24 protein-coding genes and 4 pseudogenes are annotated in these 23080 nt (G+C 42.8%); 27 read left to right on the top strand and 1 reads right to left on the bottom strand.

Annotated elements, in window-relative coordinates; genetic code table 11:
• Positions 1–425 precede the first annotated feature (425 nt).
• Positions 426–1124 carry a hypothetical protein gene (locus R1Y93_RS10110; protein WP_500822701.1) on the top strand — a complete coding sequence of 233 codons (699 nt, stop codon included), beginning with the start codon at positions 426–428 and terminating at the stop codon, positions 1122–1124.
• A gap of 145 nt (positions 1125–1269) precedes the next feature.
• Here the strand turns inward: R1Y93_RS10110 and R1Y93_RS10105 are convergent.
• Positions 1270–2912: pseudogene (locus tag R1Y93_RS10105) on the bottom strand (ABC-F family ATP-binding cassette domain-containing protein).
• Positions 2913–3106: 194 nt separating this feature from the next.
• Between R1Y93_RS10105 and R1Y93_RS10100 the strand changes: the two are divergent.
• The 26 genes and pseudogenes from R1Y93_RS10100 to R1Y93_RS09975 all read left to right on the top strand — a co-directional run.
• Entirely contained in the window at positions 3107–3634 is a 528-nt protein-coding gene (locus R1Y93_RS10100) for a shikimate kinase (protein ID WP_500822700.1), read from the top strand.
• A complete protein-coding gene (locus tag R1Y93_RS10095) occupies positions 3603–4292 on the top strand; it encodes a cytochrome c biogenesis CcdA family protein (protein ID WP_500822699.1) in 690 nt (229 codons plus the stop codon). The genes R1Y93_RS10100 and R1Y93_RS10095 overlap by 32 nt, the downstream gene beginning before the upstream one ends.
• A 176-nt stretch (positions 4293–4468) precedes the next feature.
• Positions 4469–4879 (top strand): RrF2 family transcriptional regulator, encoded by a 411-nt coding sequence (locus R1Y93_RS10090; RefSeq protein ID WP_158422422.1) that lies wholly within the window; start codon positions 4469–4471, stop codon positions 4877–4879.
• A gap of 205 nt (positions 4880–5084) precedes the next feature.
• A complete protein-coding gene (gene nifJ, locus R1Y93_RS10085) occupies positions 5085–8624 on the top strand; it encodes a pyruvate:ferredoxin (flavodoxin) oxidoreductase (protein ID WP_500822698.1) in 3540 nt (1179 codons plus the stop codon).
• A 704-nt stretch (positions 8625–9328) separates the two neighbouring features.
• On the top strand, positions 9329–10282 hold the full coding sequence (locus tag R1Y93_RS10080) for a hypothetical protein (RefSeq protein ID WP_500822697.1): 954 nt from the start codon (positions 9329–9331) through the stop codon (positions 10280–10282).
• A 198-nt stretch (positions 10283–10480) separates the two neighbouring features.
• The gene (locus R1Y93_RS10075) at positions 10481–11113 is read left to right on the top strand and encodes a hypothetical protein (RefSeq protein ID WP_500822696.1); all 633 of its coding nucleotides are present in this window, start codon (positions 10481–10483) and stop codon (positions 11111–11113) included.
• A 128-nt stretch (positions 11114–11241) separates the two neighbouring features.
• On the top strand, positions 11242–11457 hold the full coding sequence (locus R1Y93_RS10070) for a leucine-rich repeat protein (RefSeq protein WP_500822703.1): 216 nt from the start codon (positions 11242–11244) through the stop codon (positions 11455–11457).
• Positions 11457–11942: a leucine-rich repeat protein gene (locus R1Y93_RS10065; protein WP_500822695.1), complete on the top strand. Its 486-nt coding sequence runs from the start codon at positions 11457–11459 to the stop codon at positions 11940–11942. Before R1Y93_RS10070 ends, R1Y93_RS10065 begins: the two co-directional genes overlap by 1 nt.
• Positions 11943–12155: 213 nt before the next feature.
• Positions 12156–12326: an Ig-like domain-containing protein gene (locus R1Y93_RS10060; RefSeq protein WP_500822702.1), complete on the top strand. Its 171-nt coding sequence runs from the start codon at positions 12156–12158 to the stop codon at positions 12324–12326.
• A gap of 327 nt (positions 12327–12653) precedes the next feature.
• The gene (locus R1Y93_RS10055) at positions 12654–12884 is read left to right on the top strand and encodes a hypothetical protein (RefSeq protein ID WP_500822694.1); all 231 of its coding nucleotides are present in this window, start codon (positions 12654–12656) and stop codon (positions 12882–12884) included.
• Entirely contained in the window at positions 12787–13662 is an 876-nt protein-coding gene (locus tag R1Y93_RS10050) for an SPFH domain-containing protein (RefSeq protein ID WP_500822693.1), read from the top strand. The genes R1Y93_RS10055 and R1Y93_RS10050 overlap by 98 nt, the downstream gene beginning before the upstream one ends.
• Before the next feature lie 10 nt (positions 13663–13672).
• On the top strand, positions 13673–15328 hold the full coding sequence (locus tag R1Y93_RS10045) for a DUF6273 domain-containing protein (RefSeq protein ID WP_500822692.1): 1656 nt from the start codon (positions 13673–13675) through the stop codon (positions 15326–15328).
• Between the two features lie 107 nt (positions 15329–15435).
• On the top strand, positions 15436–16374 hold the full coding sequence (locus tag R1Y93_RS10040) for a glycosyltransferase family 2 protein (protein WP_500822691.1): 939 nt from the start codon (positions 15436–15438) through the stop codon (positions 16372–16374).
• Position 16375: 1 nt separating this feature from the next.
• On the top strand, positions 16376–16789 hold the full coding sequence (locus R1Y93_RS10035; protein ID WP_158421565.1) for a GtrA family protein: 414 nt from the start codon (positions 16376–16378) through the stop codon (positions 16787–16789).
• A 13-nt stretch (positions 16790–16802) separates the two neighbouring features.
• Positions 16803–17855 (top strand): nicotinate-nucleotide--dimethylbenzimidazole phosphoribosyltransferase, encoded by a 1053-nt coding sequence (gene cobT / locus R1Y93_RS10030; RefSeq protein ID WP_500822690.1) that lies wholly within the window; start codon positions 16803–16805, stop codon positions 17853–17855.
• Positions 17856–17920: 65 nt separating this feature from the next.
• Positions 17921–18467: pseudogene (locus R1Y93_RS10025) on the top strand (bifunctional adenosylcobinamide kinase/adenosylcobinamide-phosphate guanylyltransferase).
• Positions 18448–19218 carry an adenosylcobinamide-GDP ribazoletransferase gene (gene cobS, locus R1Y93_RS10020; protein WP_500822689.1) on the top strand — a complete coding sequence of 257 codons (771 nt, stop codon included), beginning with the start codon at positions 18448–18450 and terminating at the stop codon, positions 19216–19218. Before R1Y93_RS10025 ends, cobS begins: the two are co-directional and overlap by 20 nt.
• Before the next feature lie 33 nt (positions 19219–19251).
• Entirely contained in the window at positions 19252–19383 is a 132-nt protein-coding gene (locus tag R1Y93_RS10015) for a hypothetical protein (protein ID WP_500822688.1), read from the top strand.
• Between the two features lie 6 nt (positions 19384–19389).
• On the top strand, positions 19390–19635 hold the full coding sequence (locus R1Y93_RS10010; RefSeq protein WP_500822687.1) for a bifunctional adenosylcobinamide kinase/adenosylcobinamide-phosphate guanylyltransferase: 246 nt from the start codon (positions 19390–19392) through the stop codon (positions 19633–19635).
• A complete protein-coding gene (locus tag R1Y93_RS10005) occupies positions 19628–19783 on the top strand; it encodes a histidine phosphatase family protein (protein ID WP_500822686.1) in 156 nt (51 codons plus the stop codon). Before R1Y93_RS10010 ends, R1Y93_RS10005 begins: the two co-directional genes overlap by 8 nt.
• A 72-nt stretch (positions 19784–19855) precedes the next feature.
• Positions 19856–20341, top strand: a complete 486-nt coding sequence (locus tag R1Y93_RS10000; protein WP_500822685.1) for a histidine phosphatase family protein — start codon at positions 19856–19858, stop codon at positions 20339–20341.
• A 68-nt stretch (positions 20342–20409) separates the two neighbouring features.
• Entirely contained in the window at positions 20410–21300 is an 891-nt protein-coding gene (locus tag R1Y93_RS09995) for an amidohydrolase family protein (protein WP_500822684.1), read from the top strand.
• On the top strand, positions 21301–21444 hold the full coding sequence (locus R1Y93_RS09990) for a hypothetical protein (RefSeq protein WP_500822683.1): 144 nt from the start codon (positions 21301–21303) through the stop codon (positions 21442–21444).
• A 363-nt stretch (positions 21445–21807) separates the two neighbouring features.
• Positions 21808–21975 carry a hypothetical protein gene (locus R1Y93_RS09985; RefSeq protein ID WP_500822682.1) on the top strand — a complete coding sequence of 56 codons (168 nt, stop codon included), beginning with the start codon at positions 21808–21810 and terminating at the stop codon, positions 21973–21975.
• Between the two features lie 19 nt (positions 21976–21994).
• Positions 21995–22392, top strand: a pseudogene (locus R1Y93_RS09980) (hypothetical protein).
• Positions 22393–22677: 285 nt separating this feature from the next.
• A pseudogene (locus R1Y93_RS09975) lies at positions 22678–23080 on the top strand (putative selenate reductase subunit YgfK); the annotation flags it as partial.

Raw genomic sequence — 23080 nt, 5'->3', positions numbered from 1 at the left:
ACCGCGAGAAGGCAGTGGATATGATCCATGTGAAGGACATCACAAGATCACCGGCTATGTAAGAGGCGGATGCAGCCCTATCGGGATCGAAGCCATATCCGGTAGTATTTGATCAGTCTGCCGGTGAGTTTCAGGAGATTTATATCAGTGGCGGCCGGATCGGTCTTACACTGAAAGCACCTTTGGAGGGACTTCTGAAAGTTACAGGAGGCAAGCTTGCTCCCATAACCATGCATGGAGAATGAAAATCAAAACAGGCCTGTAAAAGGCAGCTAAGGAGGCAAAATGAGAGAGAGAAGAAAGTTTTTAAATGGTTTGCGGCAGCGCTGATAACAGCAGCTGCGATCATCACAGCAACAGTACCTGCATCAGCAGCCACAAGAAGAAGAGCGACTCTTACCATATCTGCAGGACAGACCTATCATGTGCTGAACAAAAGCATTGGCACCAACAAGATCACAGCCTATACGGTTTATGTGACTCCGGCCAATACAAAGACCAGATACGATGCAGTGATCGCATCTTACCCGAGCGGCAAGAGCAGTCAGCCTACCGAGTATATGGTGCGCAGCACGAATAAGGGCGTTTATGTGAACAATGCAGCAGGTACATTTATCAAACAAAGCGCTGGCAGCAATTCAGGAATGCTTTCCTGTATCCGTGTTAATCGGGGAAGTGTGACGATCCGTGTAGATTATACTACACAGTCAGGCAAGGCAGGGATTTCCTTTGTGAAGCAGAGTGCATCCCACCGTCCGTTGAAGCTTGTGAAGGCAGCTAAGGGCAGAAGTGTGAACTTCACGATGACCAGCAGTAACCTTACAGGTGCTCCTGTGATCATGTCTGCAAAGAGAGGCACAGTTGCAAGACGTACTCTTGGAAGCAACAATTCCTTTGAACAGTACACTTTTGAGAACAGTGCAGTGGCATACCGCGTATACTATAAGGGCAAGCTGATGAGTTCTTACAGCCGGAACAAGGCATACACCAATACCTATTCCAGCCTTCGCTATCTGCTGATGAATGCACCGAAGCGTACAACCAACTGGATCCAGAGTGTGAATACATCAATTACTTTCTGTTATCCATCTGATTATGTTGGAATGAAGGTTCAGGTAAAATAAGCATAATATATTAGGATTCTGAAGATCCTGTTTTGTATTATTATAATACGCTACATTACAAAAAGAGGAAGCTGCAGATGCAGTTTCCTCTTTTGAAATTTCAAGATTGGTTTTGGTATTACAACTGTCAGTGCAGCAGGGCACATCAGTTGTCAGATGCGTCCGCTTCATTCACAGTAAATACCTGGCGCTTTTTAGCCATTTCATCACTTGCCAGATATTCATCATAGGTAGTGATCTTGTCGATCAATGTACCGTTTGGAAGGATCTCCATGATACGGTTGGCTGTAGTTTCTACGAACTGATGATCATGGGAGGTGAAAAGGATCACTCCAGGGAATTTGATCAGTCCGTTATTCAGTGCGGTAATGGACTCCATATCCAGATGGTTGGTAGGCTCATCCAGAAGCAGGATATTGGCACCGGAGATCATCATTTTGGAAAGAAGACAGCGCACCTTCTCACCACCAGAAAGAACACGGACACGTTTTACACCGTCTTCTCCGGGGAAAAGCATACGTCCAAGGAAGCCTCGCACATAGGTAGCGTCCTTGATCTCAGAATACTGGGTCAGCCAGTCCGTGATGGTCAGATCATTGTCAAACTCCTGGGTATTATCCTTAGGGAAGTATGCCTGGGAGGTGGTAATACCCCATTTATAATTACCGGAATCAGGCTCCATCTCTCCGGTAAGGATCTTGAAGAAGGTGGTGATGGCAAGCTCATTGGCACCTACAAAAGCCACTTTGTCATTGCGTCCAAGGGTAAAGGAGATGTTGTCAAGGATCTTTACACCGTCAATGGTCTTGGAAAGATTCTCTACCATCAGTACCTCATTACCGATCTCCCGATTTGGACGGAAGTCAATATATGGATACTTACGGCTGGAAGGACGCATATCATCCAGCTGGATTTTTTCAAGAGCACGTTTTCTGGAAGTAGCCTGTTTGGATTTGGAAGCATTGGCACTAAAACGGGAAATAAATTCCTGCAGCTCTTTGATCTTTTCTTTCTTTTTTCTTGTTTGCTTCTTTCATCTGCTTGATCAGCAGCTGACTGGACTCAAACCAGAAATCATAGTTACCTGCATAAAGCTGGATTTTGCCATAATCAATGTCAGCAGTCTGGGTACATACCTTATTTAAGAAATAACGGTCATGGGATACCACGATTGCCGTATTGTCAAAATTGATCAGGAATTCTTCCAGCCATTCTATAGCAGGAAGATCCAGGTGGTTGGTTAGGCTCGTCCAGAAGCAGGATGTCCGGATTACCAAACAATGCCTGGGCAAGAAGAACTTTCACCTTCAGGCTTCCGTTCAGGTCAGCCATCTGGGAATAATGGTACTCTGTATCTACACCAAGTCCGTTCAGCAGGGTAGCTGCCTCAGATTCTGCTTCCCAGCCATTCATTTCTGCAAATTCACCTTCCAGTTCGCTGGCACGGATACCATCCTCATCTGTAAAGTCTTCCTTTGCATAAATGGCTTCTTTTTCTTTCATGATCTGATAAAGACGGGCATTTCCCATGATTACAGTATCCAGTACAGGATAGGCGTCATATTTGAAATGATCCTGCTGCAGGAAGGAAAGTCTCTGGCCAGGTGTGATCACCACATCTCCTTTGGTAGGCTCCAGCTGTCCGGAAAGGATTTTAAGGAATGTGGATTTTCCTGCACCATTGGCACCGATCAGACCGTAACAGTTGCCTTCTGTGAATTTGATGTTTACATCTTCAAAAAGCGCTTTTTTTCCAACACGCAGTGTGATGTTATTTGCTGAAATCATATTTACCTCCGAATATAGTCGATTTGCTCACTGTTTTCTAGTATAGCCGATTTCCTTCCTATCGTAAACTGTGAATTTTGTAAGAATTATTTTGGTTTTTCTATGCATTTCTTTACAAAAAAATAAACCACTGCTATAATGTGTGAAAGACTGGCCTGGAAAACAGGATAATATACGAACGGAGTTGATAAGAAATGAAAACAGGACAGCTATATCTCACCGGGTTTATGGGGACTGGTAAAAGCACAGTGGCCAGATGTCTTTGCAGGCATTATAATATGAAGCAAATTGAGATGGATCAACAGATCGAAGTAGAAGAAGGGATGAAGATATCCCAGATTTTTAAAGAGAAAGGGGAAGCATATTTCCGTAAAAAAGAGACGGAATTTCTTGAGAAGATCCAGGATCAGGAAAATGTGGTGGTTTCCTGTGGAGGAGGAACTGTAATGCAGCCTCGTAATGTGGAGATCATGAAGAAAAACGGGAAAATATTCCTGCTTACGGCTCAGCCGGAAACCATTTTAAACCGTGTGAAAAATAATCACGACCGTCCTCTTCTGGAAGGGAAAAAGTCCGTAGAGGCGATTAAAGAACTGATGGAAGCACGCCGCCCTAAATATGAGGCTGCTGCAGATTGTCAGATAGTAACCGATGGAAAAAGCGACAGACAGATATGTGAGGAGATAATAAATGAATGGAATTTTGGAAACCATAACGAATAGTATGGCTGCAAGCTTCTGGGCTGCACCGCTTCTTGCCCTTGTGGCAGGGATCGTTACATCCTTTACCCCCTGCTCCCTGGCAACTGTGCCTATGCTGCTTACTTGTGTAGGTGCTTCCAAGGCAAGCCCCGGGAAGGCATTTAGGCTTTCTCTTGCCATGGCTGCAGGTATGACAGTTACTTTTGGTATATTTGGTTCTGTGGCTTCTGCGATCGGACATCATATGCATGAGGCAGGACATTGGTGGGCTGTGCTTATGGGGATTTTGATGGTCCTTATGGCGCTTCAGGTCTTTGGCGTGGTGAATGTGATCCCGCATATCCATTTTGATGAACATACCATGAAGAAAGGATATGCAGGAGCATTTCTCACAGGCGCTCTTGGAGGCTTGTTTGCTTCCCATTGTGCGATCCCGGTTATGGTGGCACTTCTTGCTCTTGTTGCAAAGCTTGGGAAAAGCACTGGCTGGGGGATTCTTCTCATGGTTTTATATGCACTTGGGCACAGCATTTTGCTCATCGTGGCAGGTACCAGTTACAGTTATGTAGAGAAGATGATGGAAAATCCAAAGTATGATACATGGAGTAAAAGAATCAGATATGTGTTGGGAACGGTCATACTTTTTGTTGGTTTTGTGTTAATTTTCGGAGAAAAATAAAATACCTTATAACTTTCATGAAAAAAAGTGACGTTTTTTTCAAAAAGAGTTAAATATATTTAGATATGTTGTTGAATTTTTCCTTTAAAGTTGTTATACTCGATTTGTCAGGGAGGAAAAGACAACTAAGGATCAACAACTAGAATGCAAATGCTAAAGAGAGAGGTTATAAAGGTATGTTTATTACGAGAGAGTGTGACTATGCAGTAAGAGTCCTTCGGGCGCTTGCAGGAGAAACACGTTTAAGCGTGAATGAGATTTGTGACAGGGAAGCAATTACAGCTCCTTTTGCCTACAAAATCCTCAAAAAACTCCAGAAAGCCGGAATCGTAAAAGGTTTCAGAGGCGTCCATGGCGGTTATACCTTGAATAAAGATTTAGGTTCTCTGACTTTGTTCGAGGTATACTATGCAATTGATCCGGACATGTATATTATCGAATGCCTTAATCCGAAAAATGAATGTGTCCGTAATGGCCAGGACGGAAGTGTATGTTATATGCACAAAGAACTGGCAGAGATCCAGGATGAACTGTGGCGTCTGCTGAAAAGAAAGCCCCTTGACCAGGTCCTGGGACTGACAGACTAAAACATGAATAAGAAACACCGGTATGCGGTCAGCCCCCGTTCACCGGTGCCTTTTTTCTTTCTTTTGTATCTTATAATATACAAAAAAAACAGAAACTAAAATAGAAATATGAGAACTTATATGCTATAATAGTAAATGGAATTTTAGGCACTCAGATGTCTAGAAATAATATTTTTATAAATCTTTAAGGAGGAAAGATAAAACTATGGCAAGAAAGATGAAAACCATGGATGGAAACCATGCAGCTGCTCATGCTTCATATGCATTTTCAGATGTAGCTGCTATCTATCCGATCACTCCTTCATCTGTTATGGCTGAAGCCACTGATGAGTGGGCAACCCAGGGTAGAAAAAATATCTTCGGACAGGAAGTACAGGTAACTGAGATGCAGTCTGAGGCTGGTGCAGCAGGTGCTGTACACGGATCTCTGGCAGCAGGTGCCCTGACAACTACTTATACAGCTTCACAGGGTCTGTTGCTGATGATCCCTAACCTTTATAAAATCGCTGGTGAGCAGCTTCCGGGTGTATTCAACGTATCCGCCCGTGCACTTGCTTCTCACGCACTTTCTATTTTCGGAGATCATTCCGACGTTATGGCCTGTCGTCAGACTGGTTGTGCAATGCTTTGCGAGTCTTCCGTACAGGAAGTTATGGACCTGACTCCTGTTGCACATCTTGCTGCAATCAAAGGCAAAGTTCCGTTTATCAACTTCTTCGATGGATTCCGTACTTCTCATGAGATCCAGAAGATCGAGACATGGGATTATGAAGATCTGAAGGATATGGCTGATATGGATGCTATCCAGGCATTCCGTGATCATGCTCTTAACCCGAACCATCCATGCCAGAGAGGTTCTGCTCAGAACCCGGATATCTTCTTCCAGGCAAGAGAGGCATGTAACCCATATTATGATGCACTTCCTGCAGTTGTTCAGGAGTACATGGACAAGGTTAATGCTAAGATCGGTACAGATTACAAGCTTTTCAACTACTATGGAGCAGCTGATGCTGACCATGTGATCGTTGCTATGGGATCTGTAAATGATACAATCGAAGAGACTATCGACTACTTAACAGCAGCCGGCAGAAAAGTTGGTGTGATCAAAGTTCGTCTGTACAGACCATTTAGCGCACAGGCACTGGTTGATGCTATTCCTGAGACCGTTAAACAGATCACAGTTCTTGACAGAACAAAAGAGCCAGGTGCACTTGGCGAGCCGCTGTACCTGGATGTTGTAGCTGCTCTTAAAGACAGCAAATTTGCAGGTGTTAAGATCTTCTCCGGACGTTATGGTCTTGGTTCCAAAGATACAACACCGGCTCAGATCGTTGCTGTTTATGACAATACAGAAAAAGAGAAATTCACAATCGGTATCGTAGATGATGTGACACATCTTTCCCTTGAGACAGGTGCTCCTCTTGTTACTACACCAGAAGGAACAACTAACTGTAAGTTCTGGGGACTTGGTGCTGACGGTACTGTAGGTGCTAACAAGAACTCCATCAAGATCATTGGTGATAACACAGACATGTATGCTCAGGCATATTTTGACTATGACTCCAAGAAATCCGGTGGTGTTACCATGTCTCACCTGCGTTTTGGTAAGAAACCGATCAAATCCACTTACCTGATCCACAAGGCAGACTTTGTAGCATGCCACAATCCTTCCTATGTTAATAAATACAACATGGTTCAGGAGCTGGTTGACGGAGGTACATTCCTTCTTAACTGTGCATGGGATATGGAAGGACTTGAGAAACATCTTCCAGGACAGGTGAAAGCATTCATCGCTAACCACAATATCAAATTCTACACCATCGATGGTGTGAAGATCGGTATTGAGACTGGCATGGGACCAACACGTATCAACACAATCCTTCAGTCTGCATTCTTCAAACTGACAGGTATCATTCCTGAGGATCAGGCAATCGACCTTATGAAAGCTGCTGCAAAGGCAACTTACGGACGTAAGGGTGATGATGTTGTTCAGAAGAACTGGGCAGCTATCGATGCTGGTGCAAAACAGGTTGTTGAGATCAAGGTTCCGGATAGCTGGAAAGATGCAGCAGATGAAGGCCTGCATATGACTCATGCTACCGAAGGACGTCAGGAAGTTGTTGATTTCGTTAATAACATCCAGGCTAAAGTAAATGCACAGGAAGGTAATACACTGCCTGTATCTGCATTCAAAGATTATGTTGACGGTACTACACCATCCGGTGCTGCTGCATACGAGAAACGTGGTATCGCTGTAAATATTCCTGTATGGAATCCAGAGAACTGTATCCAGTGTAACAGATGTGCATATGTTTGCCCGCACGCTGTTATCCGTCCGGTAGCACTTACAGAGGAAGAAGCTGCAAATGCTCCTGAGGGAATCAAAACATTACCTATGACAGGTATGAAAGAGTACAAGTTTACCATGACTGTTTCCGCACTTGACTGTACAGGATGTGGTTCCTGTGCAAATGTATGCCCTGGCAAGAAAGGTGCAAAAGCCCTTGCTATGGAGAACCTGGAAGCAAACATGGAAGAGCAGAAATACTTTGATTATGGTGTAACTCTTCCGGTTAAAGAAGACGTTATTGCTAAATTCAAAGAGACAACCGTTAAGGGAAGCCAGTTCAAACAGCCTCTGCTTGAGTTCTCAGGCGCTTGTGCTGGATGTGGTGAGACACCTTATGCTAAACTGATCACTCAGCTGTTTGGTGACAGAATGTACATTGCAAATGCTACAGGATGCTCCTCTATCTGGGGTAACTCTTCACCATCTACACCTTATACTGTAAATGCCAAAGGACAGGGTCCTGCATGGGGCAACTCACTGTTCGAGGATAACGCAGAGTTCGGTTATGGTATGCTTCTTGCTCAGAAAGCTATCCGTGATGGCCTGAAAGCAAAAGTAGAAGATGTTGTAGCTAACGGCGACAACGCAGACGTTAAAGCTGCTGGCCAGGAATGGCTGGATACATTTGCATGTGGCGCTACCAACGGTGCAGCTACTGAGAAACTTGTAGCAGCTCTGGAAGCATGCGGATGTGACAAAGCAAAAGACATCCTTACACAGAAAGATTTCCTGGCTAAGAAATCCCAGTGGATCTTTGGTGGTGACGGATGGGCTTATGATATCGGATTTGGCGGTGTAGACCATGTACTTGCAAGCGGCCGTGACATCAATGTTATGGTATTTGATACAGAGGTTTACTCCAACACAGGCGGACAGTCTTCCAAGTCTACACCTACTGGTGCGATCGCTCAGTTCGCTGCAGGCGGTAAAGAGACAAAGAAGAAAGATATGGCTTCTATCGCAATGAGCTATGGTTATGTATATGTTGCTCAGATTTCCATGGGCGCTGACTTCAACCAGGCAATCAAAGCAATCGCTGAGGCTGAGGCTTATCCGGGACCGTCTCTGATCATTGCATACGCTCCATGTATCAACCATGGTATCAAGAAGGGTATGGCAAAGGCTCAGACAGAGGAAGAGCTGGCTGTTAAGTGTGGATACTGGCATAACTTCCGCTTCAATCCGGCTGCAGAAGGCAACAAGTTCAGCCTTGATTCCAAAGCACCGGATATGACAGATTATCAGGGATTCCTGAATGGAGAGGTTCGTTACAACTCCTTACAGCGTCAGAATCCTGAGAAAGCTGCCAGACTGTTTGCTAAGAACCAGTCTGAAGCAGCAGCTAGATACGAGTATCTGCAGAAACTGATCACTCTGTACGGAACAGAGGAATAAGATCCTCGGGTGGCAATACCCCGCAGTACAGATGAAGAGGAATGAAATCCTTGGGCGGCAGTAGCCGCAATATAAATAAATAGTATAAACATAAGGTTAGGTGCTTTTACTGCGCCACTCCAATATATGTTTATCGTGTCGTAGCGTAAAGTGGACCTGCGGCACTGCCTGATGAAGGTGGTGCCGTGGGTCTTTCTTGTTTTTGCGGATACAGTAAAATAATCATTGGCAAATTTAAATATATTATTTGTTTTGAGTGCATTATGCAGAAAAAATATGTTTATATATCAGGGCTTCGTTTTCGGATTTCTCCCGGGCATTTATTATCTCTGTCCACTTCCAGAATCCAGCTGCTATGCAGCTGTCGTGCTTTGCACTCCTGATTCTGTCAGTGATGTGCCGGTAAAAGTAAATACTCACTTCGTTCGTGCTTCCTTTACCTCGAGCACATCAAACTCGCACTTACAGTGCTCAAACACGGCAAATAACAGAGAAATTAGCCCAGTCGAAATCTGCGAAAGCCTCGCATGATATATAACCAAGATTTTTTCTGTAATGCAACTAACAATACGATATAATCAATTTGCCAATGCTTATTTTACAGTATACTTTTGCGTTTTTGCGTGAATACCGAATGTGTTATAGAAAAAAATAGTGGGATATGATATATTATTGGAAAGAGAAGTCTGGGAGGTGTCTATAAGTTGAAAAAGAATCGGATAAAACCGGATACCATACTAAAGAACTTCTGGAAAGATAATAATCGCTTTGCTGATTTATTTAATGCAGCTCTGTTTGGAGGAGAACAGGTATTAAATCCAAATGATCTTTCAGAAGCAGACACAGATGTTTCTTCCATGATTAAATTCAATGGACATGCAGAAACGATACAGAAAGTCCTGGATGTAGTAAAGAAAACAGCATATGGGGTAGATTTTGTAATCTGGGGATTGGAGAATCAGGCAAAGATCCATTATGCAATGCCGCTTCGTCATATGCTTGGGGATTCCTTTTCATACTTGAAAGAGTATAATGAAATTGCCGCTCGGAATAGACGGGATAAGTCTTTTGAATCGCCAGATGAGTTTTTATCCAATTTTAAAAAGACAGATCGTCTTCATCCAATGATAAGTTTATGCGTATATTATGGTGAAAGTGAGTGGGATGGCCCCTTTTGTCTGACAGACATGTTGAAGATACCGGATAAATTGAAACCACTGGTATCGGATTATAAGATGAATTTGCTTCAGGTAAGAGAAAGTGGATCATTAAGATTCAAAAATTCAGATGTAGACATTGTTTTTGATGTAAGCCGAGCTATTTATGAGCATAATTTTGAAAAAATTAATACTTTATATAAAAATCAGGCTATTCCAGCAGAGCTTGGAGTGGTGATTGGTGCAATTACAGAATCACAGGAACTGATTGATCATGCTTTAAAATCAGAAGAAAGAGGAGGTCAGATTTATATGTGTACAGCGTTAGAAGAATTGGTGAATGAAGGTGTAGAGAAAGGTCGAAAAGAAGGAGGGATACAGGCAAGCATCAGAATATGCAAAAGGTTTAATATGAATCAAGAAGATGTTGTTCAGAATATAATGAAAGACTTTTCTTTGTCAGAAAAAGAAGCGACAGAATATGTGAGAATGTACTGGTAAAAATGAAAAATTGAAAGAAATACAAAGGGCTATACGATAGTGGAAACTATTGTATGGCTCTTTTTGCGTGCTTCAGTTTATTTAGCAAAACTTGATTTATATCATGTTTTAAGCCTATGCTCACATGAAAGAAGTTGAGAATAGTAAACATATATATTGAAATATGAATTATATAGTACAGAAAAGGAGGATTGTATAATGAAAAAGAAATGGCTTTGTATGTATTTAACGGTTGTAATGTTGGCTACAACCCTGTCCCCGGCTGACGCCATGGCGGAAGACTTTACAGATGTGAGCTCAGATGAAAATGGATCTGTGGCTGAACAGGAACTTAATGGCGAGAATGTTTTTGATGTTACAGATGAATCGTATGTTGATGCTTATGAAAACACAGAAGCTGGTGCGGGTGAGGAAACATTGATAAGTGATGGCACTACAACTGAAGCACAGGCAGTATTTGATGCGACAAAACAAAATGACGAGATGGATCCAGAGTTTACAAATGAAGTGGAAGAAAACGTGGAATCAGATCTGTTTGCTGACTCGGCAGAAATCCTGGATATGAAGCTTACAGGAAGTGGGGTATATACAATTGAACTGACAGAAAATGCTACAGTAAGACTGATCCCGGAAACTGATGGGATATTTGAAGTTCGTGGAAGGGTTGTAGATGATTCAGAAGGAATCTGTATGGTTGTTTATCCTAATATATATAACGAGCATAAGGTGAGTCTGCTTTGTCGATGGGCTCAAAAGGATATAAACTGGAAAAAGGAAAGATATATTACCTGGATGGCTATTGTTACGGAGGCATATGTAATATATACGTAAGTCCTGTTAATCAGAAAGATTCCGGTATATGTGGAGCAGATGTTACCTGGAGACTGGAAAATGGAATTATGACGATTCACGGCTCAGGGGAAATGTATGAATATAATTATAATGATACAAAAGAATAGATAAATGCAGAACAGGTAATCATTGAAGATGGAGTTACATCCATTGGAAATAACGCATTTTATCAATGTGAGAAGTTAAAATCAATAACAATCCCTGCATCAGTTAAACGAATTGGTTATTCTGTTTTTTCTCAGACACGAACTCTGGAAAATATTAACGTAGCTGAAGAAAATAAGTTTTATAGTTCTTTAGACGGTATTCTTTATAACAAATAGTGACTTTAAATGTTCCAAGAGAAACAAAATGGATATGTTATTCAGCTGCATCTGGCTGCACACAGCTGAAAACCGTAAATCTTCCAGTAGAACTTAAAGGAATTTTCAGAAATGCTTTTGCGTATTGTACAAATCTGAAAGAATTTTTTATTCCTGAATATGCGAATGTAGTAGAACCTTTTACAGAGCAGGGAATCTTGTTTAAAGTATATTCAAATTCATATGGAGAAAGTTATGCTAAAGCTGGTGGATATACGTATGAAATCATTGGAACCCATACGCATATTTGGGATGATGGAAGTGTTATAATAGAAGCGACCTGTGAAGATAGTGGAACATGCGTGTATAGCTGCACTTTATGTGGAATGGATAGATATGAAACCATTCCTTTAAATGGTCACAGCTGGCAGGGATTGGGTTATTGTTCAAGAACCAAAATGCGAATGGATTGGAGAAAAAGAGCGTACCTGTTCTGTTTGCAATGAAGTTGAAACAGAAACAATTCCAGCCCTTGGAGGTCATTTGTTTGGGGATTATCAGATTACAACTCAGCCTACAGTTCTTGAAGAAGGTGAGAAAACCAGAGAATGCAGCAGATGCCATTTAAGGAAACTAGAGAACTTCCTAAGCTCGCAGCTTCTATGGAATTGACCAGAAAAAAATAACTCTAAGAAAATGGAAGAAGTTTACGCTGAAACCTGTTCTGTATCCAAGAAACAGCTGCAGAGAAAGTAACATACATCAGTTCAAACAAAAAGGTGGCGAAGGTATCTGCAAAGGGTGTGATCAAAGCTGTAAAAAAGGGAAAAGCAAAAATCACGGTAAAATCAGGAAAGAAAAAAGTGACCTGTACTGTAACAGTAAAATAATTTTAATATGAAAATCTCGGACAACAGCCATGAATGAGTTATATATGCATGCGCAAATTCATGGATATTGGATGGATATTTTGAAAGCAGATATAGCCGGATCATGAAGAAATTGTGATCCGGCTATATTACTGTGGGTGTAAGGATTTAAGCTTTTGGGTATTTACATCTAGGGACTATTTCCACTTCATATATAATCGGATTTACTTCATCTATAATTTATGCTACAATTTACAAAACAGATCAACACTGACAGATAAAATATATGAATTGCAGGATTACGCAAAAAATTACCGTTAAAAATAAGGTAAAAGGGGGAAAGGTAATATGGCAAAGATTACAGATGTTCTCAAATATGAAGGAGACAATTATACATTTATCTGGAAACACCCAAGTCAGGATTTCAATTGTCTTACCCAGCTGATCGTGCATGAAAGCCAGGAAGCAGTTTTCTTCATGGATGGTCAGATTCATGGACGTATTTGGACCAGGCAGATATACATTGGAAACGCAGAACATTCCGCTTATCAGCAAACTGCTGAACCGGTTTACCGGTGACACAAGCCCCTTTCATTGCGAAGTATATTTTATCAATAAAGCGGGACAGATGAATATTAGATGGGGTACAGATACAAAAGTTCAGTACATGGAGCCAATATATGGATTTCCCATTTCCATTGGAGCAAGCGGTGAAATGATCCTTCAGGTGGAAGATGGCTGTAAGCTTCTGCTAAGTCTGGCAGGTGCCGGGAATGGGGTGAACCGGGACGAACTGACTGATTATTTCAGAGGATTTTTGATGGCGAAAGTAAAGACCTATATTGCACAGACGATGAGAGTGGAAAAGATCAGTATATTTCAGATCGATGAAAATCTGAATGCTTTTTCCCAGGCGATACATAAGCTTCTTATACCAGATTTCGCAGATTATGGACTTTGCCTGGAAAATTTTTTTGTTACAACCATTGTAAAACCGGATGGGGATAAGCAATATGAGAAGTTTAAGGAAATTTATTTCAGGCAATATGCAGATGTTGCAGAGGCAAAGCTTGATCAGCAGACAGATCTGATCCGTGCACAGACAGAAGCACAAAAGGTTGTGATCGACTCTCAGGCGCAGGCAGCAAAAAGAGAGCAGGAAGGATATACCTATGCCCAGGAACGCAGCTTTGATGTTGCACAGCAGGCGGCAAAAAGCAAGGAGCAGTCGCAGGCAGAGGATATCCAGGATTTCAGGAAGAGGGCGGAGAAGCTTAAGATCATGAAAGATACCGGACTGATCAGCGACGAGGAATTTGCAAAGATCAAGCAGCAGATGATTTCTCAGATTCTGTAAGAGGTGGGATATGGCAGTTTATAAATGTAAAATATGCGGTGGCCGGATTATGTTTAAGCCGGGAGACACTGTGGGAGTTTGTGATTCCTGCGGTACCCGGCAGACTCTTTCTGAGTTGGATAAGGATTCAATGACCCAGTCCGCAAATAAGCCATTGTCAGCAGAGGAGATAAACGTATCAGTTCTTTTAGAAAGGATCTTTCTTTTCCTGGAGGATGGAAATTGGAAGATGGCTGATAAATATTGTGAGCGTGTGCTTGATCTGGATCCTAGGAATGCTCAGGCATATCTTGGAAAAATGATGGCAGAGCGGCATGTATATACGAAAGAAGAACTGGTGGATTGTGAAGAAACATTTTGGGGTGACAGAAATTTCAGCAAGGCGCTTCGTTTCGGGAATAAGGAATTTTCATCCGAATTAATGGACATAAACAGCCAGATCTGGGATCGAAATGAACATGACCGCCAGAAACGATTGTACGACCAGGCAATAGAAATCATGGAACAAGCCAGCCTGGAAGAAGATTATGTGGCTGCGATCGAAGGGTTCCAGAAAATTCCTGAATTTCAGGATGCAAAGGAAAAAATCAGTATTTGTGAAGAAAAACTTCATAGTGTTCAGATAAAAAATCAGAAAGAAAAGGAAAAAAGAGAGAAGGAACAGCAGGAACGCTGGCGATTGGAGCAGATTGTACAGGAAGAGGAAAGACAGAAACAGGAAAAAAAGAGAAAAAAGCGGATAAAACGAAATATCTTTATCTGTCTGGCAGCAATCGGGGCACTTTGTATTTATGAGTGGGCAGATCTTGTGTTTATTCCTGCAGAAAAATATAAAAAAGCATTAGATCAGATCAGTCAGGGAGAATATGTGAAGTCATATGAGCAGCTGATTTCCCTTGATGATTATAAGGACAGCAAGCAAAAAGCAAAGGAAATATATGATCAGTATCATGTGCAGAAACTGGAAAATCTGCAGGACGTACCTGTAGGTGACAGCATTTTATTTGGCGCTTATGAACAGGATAATGATACATCTGATGGAAAAGAAAAAATTGAATGGATTCTCCTGAAAAAAGAAAAGGACAGGGCTTTGGTACTTAGCAAATATGTGCTGGATTGTCAGTATTACAACCTTTACAGGACCAGCTGTACCTGGGAAAGCTGTTTTATAAGAAAGTGGCTGAATACTACATTCTTGGATGATGCTTTTGATGAAAAAGAGAAGGATAGGATTCAGGCTGCTCCTGTTTCTACGGAAGATACATTAGGATATTTATTTAAAAAAGATGTTAAATATATGGATGAAGATTCTTTGGAAAAGTACAGGGGAACCTTTGGCGACGAAAAGCTCTTCATGGAAGAAAAGGATACTTCAGACAGGATTTTTCTGCTAAGTGAGGAAGAAGCAGAAGAATGTCTTCCTACATCACAGGAAAAACAGGCTGAACCTACCGAATATGCTTTGGCACAGGGAGTGTCAGCTGTGGAGAGGACAACAGATTTTGACTATGGTTACTGCAGCTGGTGGCTGCGTTCTCCAGGATTTTTACAAAAAAATGCAAATTTTGTATCTGAAAGCGGAATTACCAGTTTTTATGGTGCTGCTGTGGATAATCTGGACTTTGGTGTGCGGCCTGCAATGTGGATAAATATAACTGCTTCCTGAAATCTCAACTTTTTCTGAAGAATCAGGAACGTTGTTGCCTGGATCATGGAATTGTAATATAATGGGGAAGTTAAATTTGACTGGAATTATGGACTGGAGGTTATATCATGAGCAGACTGTCAATTGTCCTCCCCGCATATAATGAGGAACTGATGGTTGGGAAAACCTGCAAAGTATTAAAGGAAGAATTGGAAAAAGCAGGGATTGCCTATGAACTGGTTCTTGTGGATGACGGATCCAAGGATCACACATGGGAAGAAATCAAAAAGGCCGGTTTTAAGGATACAAATGTGGTGGGTATTCACTTTTCAAGGAATTTTGGAAAAGAGGCGGCTATCTGTGCAGGGCTTGCACAGGCGGAAGGGGATGTGGTAGCGGTAATGGACTGCGACCTGCAGCATCCGCCGGAAACGCTGCTTCAGATGTACGCACTGTGGCAGAAGGGCTATGAGGTGATCGAGGGAGTGAAGCTCTCCAGAGGTAAGGAAAGCGTGATCCATAAGGAGTGTGCTGGCTTCTTTTATGGGATCATGTCCAAGGCTACCGGGATTGACATGAAGAATGCTTCGGATTTTAAGATGATGGATCGAAAGGTAGTAGACAGTATTTTGTCCATGCCGGAGCGTAATATGTTTTTCAGGGCCGAGTCTGCATGGGTGGGATACAAAACAACTACTGTTGGATTTTATGTTCAGGAGAGAGAAGCTGGTGAATCTAAATGGTCCACCTGGTCTTTGATCAAATATGCATTTACAAACATTGTAGCATTTACGACTGTGCCCCTGCAGTTTGTTACGATAGCAGGAGCAGCATGCTTCCTTTGTTCACTGGTCCTTTTGATCTATTCTCTTGTGCAGTTCTTTGGCGGCCGGGCTGTAGAGGGTTATACCACTACGCTGATCGTGCTTCTTATGATCGGAAGTGCAGTGATGTTAAGCCTTGGCATTATAGGCTATTATATTGCGAAGATTTATGAAGAAGTAAAGAAACGTCCAAGGTATATTGTGTCAAAGATATTACGTGGAACAGGAGAACAACAACAGTAAAATGAAGGAACTGATCAAAAAACTATATAAGAATGATGTGGTGCGGTATGTCTTTTTTGGCGGCTGCACCACTATGGTAAATCTTGTAAGCTTTTATATCCTGCGTAAAGCAGGTACGGAACTGAATACTGCTAATCTTATTTCGATTATCCTTGCCATTCTTTTTGCCTATGTGGTAAATTCAAAATATGTATTTCAGGATAAATGTGAGACCCTGAAGGATCACATTAAGCCCTTTGGCAAGTTTATCGGAGCCAGGCTGGCAACTATGGTGATCGAGGTGGGCGGCGTGTGGCTTCTGGTAGAACAGCTTCATATGAATGATATGCTTGGGAAATTTGCCACCCAGTTTGTGGTACTTGTGCTGAACTACATATTCAGTAAATTCCTTGTGTTTACCACAGGAAAGAAGTAAGGAGAGAGAAAAGATGACAATAAATGAAACCATTGCTGCTGTCCGGCAGTTGGATCAGCAGATCATGGAAAAAGCAAAGAAACGATGGGACAGTATTGCAAAGCCTTTACATTCCCTGGGAAAGATGGAGGATCTGATCATACAGATCGCCGGGATCACCGGGGAATTTAACGTAGATATACATAAAAAAGCACTGGTTGCCATGTGCGCGGATAATGGTGTTGTGGAAGAAGGAGTGACCCAGACAGGACAGGAAGTAACTGCTATTGTGGCGGATAATTTTGTACGCGGCACTTCTACTGTATGCGTGATGTGCCAGGAGTGCGGTGTGGATATGAAGCCGGTAGATATTGGTATGGTAACAGATGCTCTGGCAAGAAGGGATCTGAAGGTTGCTTATGGCACCAGGAATATGGCAAAGGGTCCTGCCATGACAAGAGAACAGGCAGAGCAGGCGATCCGTGCCGGGATCACTATGGCAGAAGAACTGAAAAGCCAGGGATACCAGATACTGGCTACCGGCGAGATGGGCATTGGGAATACTACCACCAGCAGTGCAGTGGCATCTGTTCTTTTGAATCAGCCAGTAGAAAAGATGACAGGCCGGGGAGCTGGGCTTTCCAGTGAGGGACTTTTACGGAAGATCCACACCATAGAGAAGGCGATCCAGCTGAATCAGCCTGATCCGGAAGATCCAGTAGATGTGCTGGCAAAGGTAGGAGGACTGGACATTGCAGGACTTACCGGAGTTTATCTTGGAGGAGCAGCTCTTGGTATGCCGGTTGTTATGGATGGATTTATTTCCTGTGTGGCAGCTCTTGCAGCCAGAAGAATGTGTGAACTGGCAGGTGATTATATGATTCCCAGTCATATGTCAAAGGAACCGGCTTCCAGGCTTTTGATGGAGGCATTGGGGAAGGAACCGGTGATCCATGGAGACATGTGTCTTGGGGAAGGCACCGGGGCAGTAGCGCTATTTCCGTTTTTGGATATGGGCGCAAAGCTTTACAATACGCTTAGTACCTTCGAGGATATCCATGTAGAACAATATGAAGAATTGAAATAGCGATATGGAGAAACGATGAACATGCTGAATATGAGGAACATACTGAATATGAGGAACTTAAAATAATGCTGGTTTTGGTAACAGGAGGCAGTGGAAGTGGGAAATCTGCCTATGCAGAAGAAAAGATCCTGTCTTTTGGACAGGGAAAACGGATTTATATCGCTACCATGTTTCCTTTTGATAGAGAAAGTGATGTAAGGATTCTGCGGCACAGACAGATGCGTGCAGGAAAAGGTTTTGAAACAGTAGAAAGATATACGGATCTTAAGGGACTAAAGCTGGATCCAGATAGCGCAGTGCTTCTGGAGTGTATGTCCAATCTGACAGCTAATGAAATGTTTCAGGAAGAGGGAGCTCATGAAAAGAACTGTGGAAGCAGTGATGGAAGGGGTAAGACATCTTCGTGACAGTGTACAGCATCTGGTGATCGTGACCAATGAAATCTTTTCAGAAACTGCTCAGTATCTGGGAGAGACCGCTCTTTATCAAAGCTATCTGGGAGAGATCAATCGTCAGATCGCCGGGGAAGCAGATGAAGTGACGGAAGTTGTATATGGGATTCCAGTATATCTGAAGGGAGGATGTGTACCTGATGAAAAAACTGTGGAATAATTTTAAGGCGGCGTTTGCCATGTATTCCAAGATCCCTATGCCTCAGGCAGACTGGGATAAAGAAAATATCAAGTATATGTTCTGCTTTTTCCCATTTATAGGTGCGGTGGTCGGGCTGATCACCTGGCTGGCAGGATATGCAGGGCAGTATTGTGGATATAATGGCAGCTTTGTGGCAGTAGTTCTCACTTTGATCCCTGTACTGATTACTGGAGGGATCCATGTGGACGGTCTTCTGGACACATCAGATGCATTAAGCTCCTGGCAAAGCCGTGAGCGCAGGCTGGAGATCCTGAAGGACTCCAATGCAGGAGCTTTTGCTGTGATCACAGCAGGTATTTATTTCCTTACATGGTATGGGGCTTACTGTCAGATGTGGAGGAATGGCAAAGCACTGTTGGTCATGGCAATGGGCTTTATGGTTTCCAGGTGTTTTTCCGGGATCAGCGTGGTTACATTTCCAAAAGCAAGAAAAGATGGAACAGTGGCAGAGTTTTCAAGAAAATCAGAAGATATTACGGTTCGGAATGTGCTGATCATTTATCTGGCAGTTTTGCTTGTCCTTATGGTATTGGTACAGCCTGTTTTAGGAGTCCTGGCTTTTCTTGGTGCACTGGCGGTTTTTGTCTGGTATCATCATATGGCAATGAAGTTTTTTGGAGGGATCACAGGGGACCTGGCAGGATTTTTTCTTTGTACCTGTGAGGCTGGGATGTGTGTGATCCTGGCTATCGCCTCTAATTTCATATAATAAAATCATAAAATAAAATCAGGGAGAAAGTAAATGGAACTGATCATCGGAGGGGCTTTTCAGGGAAAAAGTGATTATGCGGAAAAGCAGCATCCTGCAGAATCTGCTGGAGAGAAGGCAGGGATCTGGGTGCAGATGAGATACTTACAGTGTCAGGTGTTTTGAATCTTCATGAGTTTATCCGAAAGGAAATGCAGGCAGGAAAGGATTTGGGAAGGATTTGGAGAGGAATTGATAAGAAGAAATCCAAATCTGATCCTTACTTCCTGTGAAATTGGCTATGGAGTTGTTCCTGTAGATGCTTTTGACCGGGCATACCGTGAGAAGACAGGAAGGATCTGCACTGTTCTTGCATCCTACAGCCATAAAGTGACAAGAGTGATATGTGGAATAGGAACGGTGATCAAAGATGCTTGATTTGTGGCTGATTCGTCATGGGCAGACAGAGGGAAACAAATCCGGTAAGTACATTGGAGTGACAGATGAGCCTCTTTGCGTGGAGGGGATAGAGTTTCTTAAAACTCTTCGAATATCCGGAAATAGATGCAGTGTTTGTAAGTCCTAAAAAGCGATGTCTGCAGACTGCACAGATCCTTTTTCCGGAACATGAGGCGCATGTTATTCCGGAGCTTGCAGAGTGTGGTACCGGAAAGAGGCTGCGAATAAGAATTATAAAGAACTGTCTGGTAATCAGCATTATCAGCAGTGGATTGATTCTAATGGGATGCTTCCATTTCCAGGAGGTGAAAGTAGAGAGGCTTTTAGGGAAAGATGCTTTGACGGATTTGGAAAAGCAGTGCAGCAATGTATCAACCGGAAGATGCTAAGAGCAGGCCTGGTAGTGCATGGCGGCACTATTATGAATCTTATGGAGGAATATTGCGATGAGCACAGATCCTTTTATGAATGGCATGTAAAGAATGGAAAGGGCTATCATGTGGTCCTTGATCCGGAGGCATGGAGCCAGGGAGACCGGCGGCTGATCCTGAAAATATGTCAGACGAATGAGAGAAAGAAGGCAAAAGGAAACCATCCTTTTGCCTTCTTGTGCATTCCAACAAAAAAATTAAGAATATCTAAAAAATTTTTTGCATGTCCCATTGAAATTTACACAAATTTATGATAAATTGATACTATAAAATATGGAGTATTCCTAAAAAAATCAGTTAAATAAAAAAGGAGGAGGTAAATATGCTTATTATTGGTAATGGAAGGATGATCACACGGGACGAATCTCACACATTCTTTGAAAATGGGGCGGTGGCCATAGATGGCAATACGATCCACATGGTAGGCAATACGGAAGAAGTAAAAAAGGCCTGTCCAGGAGCAGAATACATTGATGCAAAAGGTGGTCTGATCATGCCTGCATTTATTAATGCACATGAGCACATTTACAGTGCCTTTGCCAGAGGGCTTTCTATCAAAGGGTACAATCCATCTGGTTTTCTGGATATTCTGGATGGACAGTGGTGGACGATCGACCGGCATCTTACGCTGGAGCAGACCAGGCTCAGCGCTTATGCTACCTATATTGATTCCATCCGCAACGGTGTAGACAACTGTTTTCGACCATCATGCCAGCTTCGGACATATTACAGGATCTTTAAGTGCCATGAGAGAAGACGCAGCCAGGGATCTGGGGATCCGTACCTGCCTGTGCTATGGGAGCACGTGGCACGTGACGGTATGGATAAGTCCAGGGAGTCTGTTATGGAGAACGTGAATTTTATCAAACACGCCCTGGCAGATGATAGCGATATGATCGCAGCTATGATGGGTATGCACGCATCCTTTACGATTTCTGATCAGACAATGGAGCTTTGTAATGAACTGAAGCCGGAAGACGTTGAATTTAATGTTCATCTGCACATAGTGAAGAGATATACTAGTGAGTTGCTGAAAGAGCATAATAAGCGGATCGTGGACAGGTTATATGACTGGAATATCCTAGACCCAAGACTCTTCTGGACATTGTATCTTGTGAATGAGCATGATGATCTTATGAAAGACACAGATACTATATGGTTGTCACAATCCGAAATAAATGGGAAATGCGATATGTTGCATGGGAATGGTTGATTGAAAAAGAAATGGTGGCACAGGGCTGGAACAGACGGATATACCCATGATATGCTGGAGTCATGGAAGGTGGCAAATATCCTTCGCGAGCAGCCTACGATGTTGATGCAGCCTGAAGGGGCAGGGTCCAAGGATGCTGTTTGAGAATAATGCAGTGATCGCAGGCAGTTGCTCAGAAGAAACAGCTGGGTGTATTGAAGGAAGGTGCTGCACAGCGGCGGTGTGATGGTGATGAAACAGTTCTTATGATCCTCTTCTACACCAATGCGTGGGGACAATGGACACGGGTGATCTTATGGCACAACCAGAAGAGATGTAACAACCATCTGCAATGGAAAAGTGTTGATGAAGGACAGAGAAGTACTGGTATGTGATGTGGAGAAGGTGATGGCAGACTGCAGACAGTCTGTGAAGAACTGGCAGACGATATTAACAGTGGGAAATAGGAGGCAGACGAATGAGTGATCTTATGACATGTATGCCCTTTTGGGCAGCTGATGGAGTTGATTGTGGAGAAAAGATGAAGAGGATGTATTGGAGTGCATAGGGCTTATAAGGCAGATCCTGGGAAAGGCGGAGAGATCTTGGCAGGAAGCTGGAGTGAATGGAGCAGCATCAGCCAGTGGGTTCCTAAGAATGTATTTGGTTGTTGTGGGGGGCACAGATATTCTTTGAGCTTAAGACTGTGCAGAAGATGGACGGACAGGAGTTGTCTTCCTGTGTTAACAAGCCATGTATCCTTGCTGAGGACGAGGGATATGGCTTGTGTGAGGTGGCTCAAACTGACAGTGCCGGATGCAATGGGAGAATATATAAGGCATGGTTTCTGCTTCATGTAATGGCAGAGGGTTTGAAACTGGGAGGCACAGCAGACTCAGCCTTAATATTTCCGTAGGATATGATCTGGCAGGGATAGAACTTCCTAAGATCGATGCCTTTATTGAAGGCATGAAGGAAGCAAAGGATACTGCTGTTTTTAAAGAATGCCAGGAATGGCTTCTGGATCATATAGATCTGTTTCAGCATGTAAATGCAGAAGATATTAGGAGGATCCCATCTGCAGTCTGTAATTCAGCTACGATTTTTGCATGAGATCCTCCAAAGGAAATCGAAAGCATTGCAGATTACCTGCTGAAAGAAAAGCATTTAAATACATTTATTCAATGAGATGTTCTGTGGATATGGATTTTCAAGAAGGCTATTGAGTATAGATGGGATTCAGTTACATCATGGAGATTTCCTTTGGATAATCTCCAGTATCAGGATGCTGTGCCTATGTAAGCCAGTGGCTTGGCCAGCTCTGGGCTTTTGGAACTTCGGAGTGGAAGAATCACCAATACCTTTCCCTGTGGATGTGGCAGGAGGCGAGGCTTCCAAGTGAAGAAACGTATATGTCCAGGGAAGTCTTTGTTCCCGCTGTCTATTTCACTTGCAGCAAAGCTTTCTGTACAGTTTAACGGAAAGCTTCGGATCGCTTATTCCGGAGGAGCCGATTATTATAACATTGACAAGATCGTTTCCTGTGGTGTGTGGCCGGTAACAGTAGCTACTACTTTATTAAAACCAGGCGGATATCAGAGATTTACCCAGATGGCAGAAAAAGTAATGGAAAAGCCTTTGGAAAAATGGCAGGGTATACAGGTGGAGAAGCTGTCTGCCCTTGCTGAAGAAGCAAAAAAAGATCACCACCATTTAAAGAGCATTAAGCCTCTTCCTGTAAGAAAGAGTGATCAGCAGGTTCCGCTTCTGGATTGCTTTTATGCACCTTGTCAGGAAGGAT

This window comes from Blautia sp. HA3515, assembly GCF_059933065.1.
The sequence above is the reverse complement of the archived record's forward strand: the minus strand, read 5'-3'. Positions and strand labels throughout refer to the sequence as shown.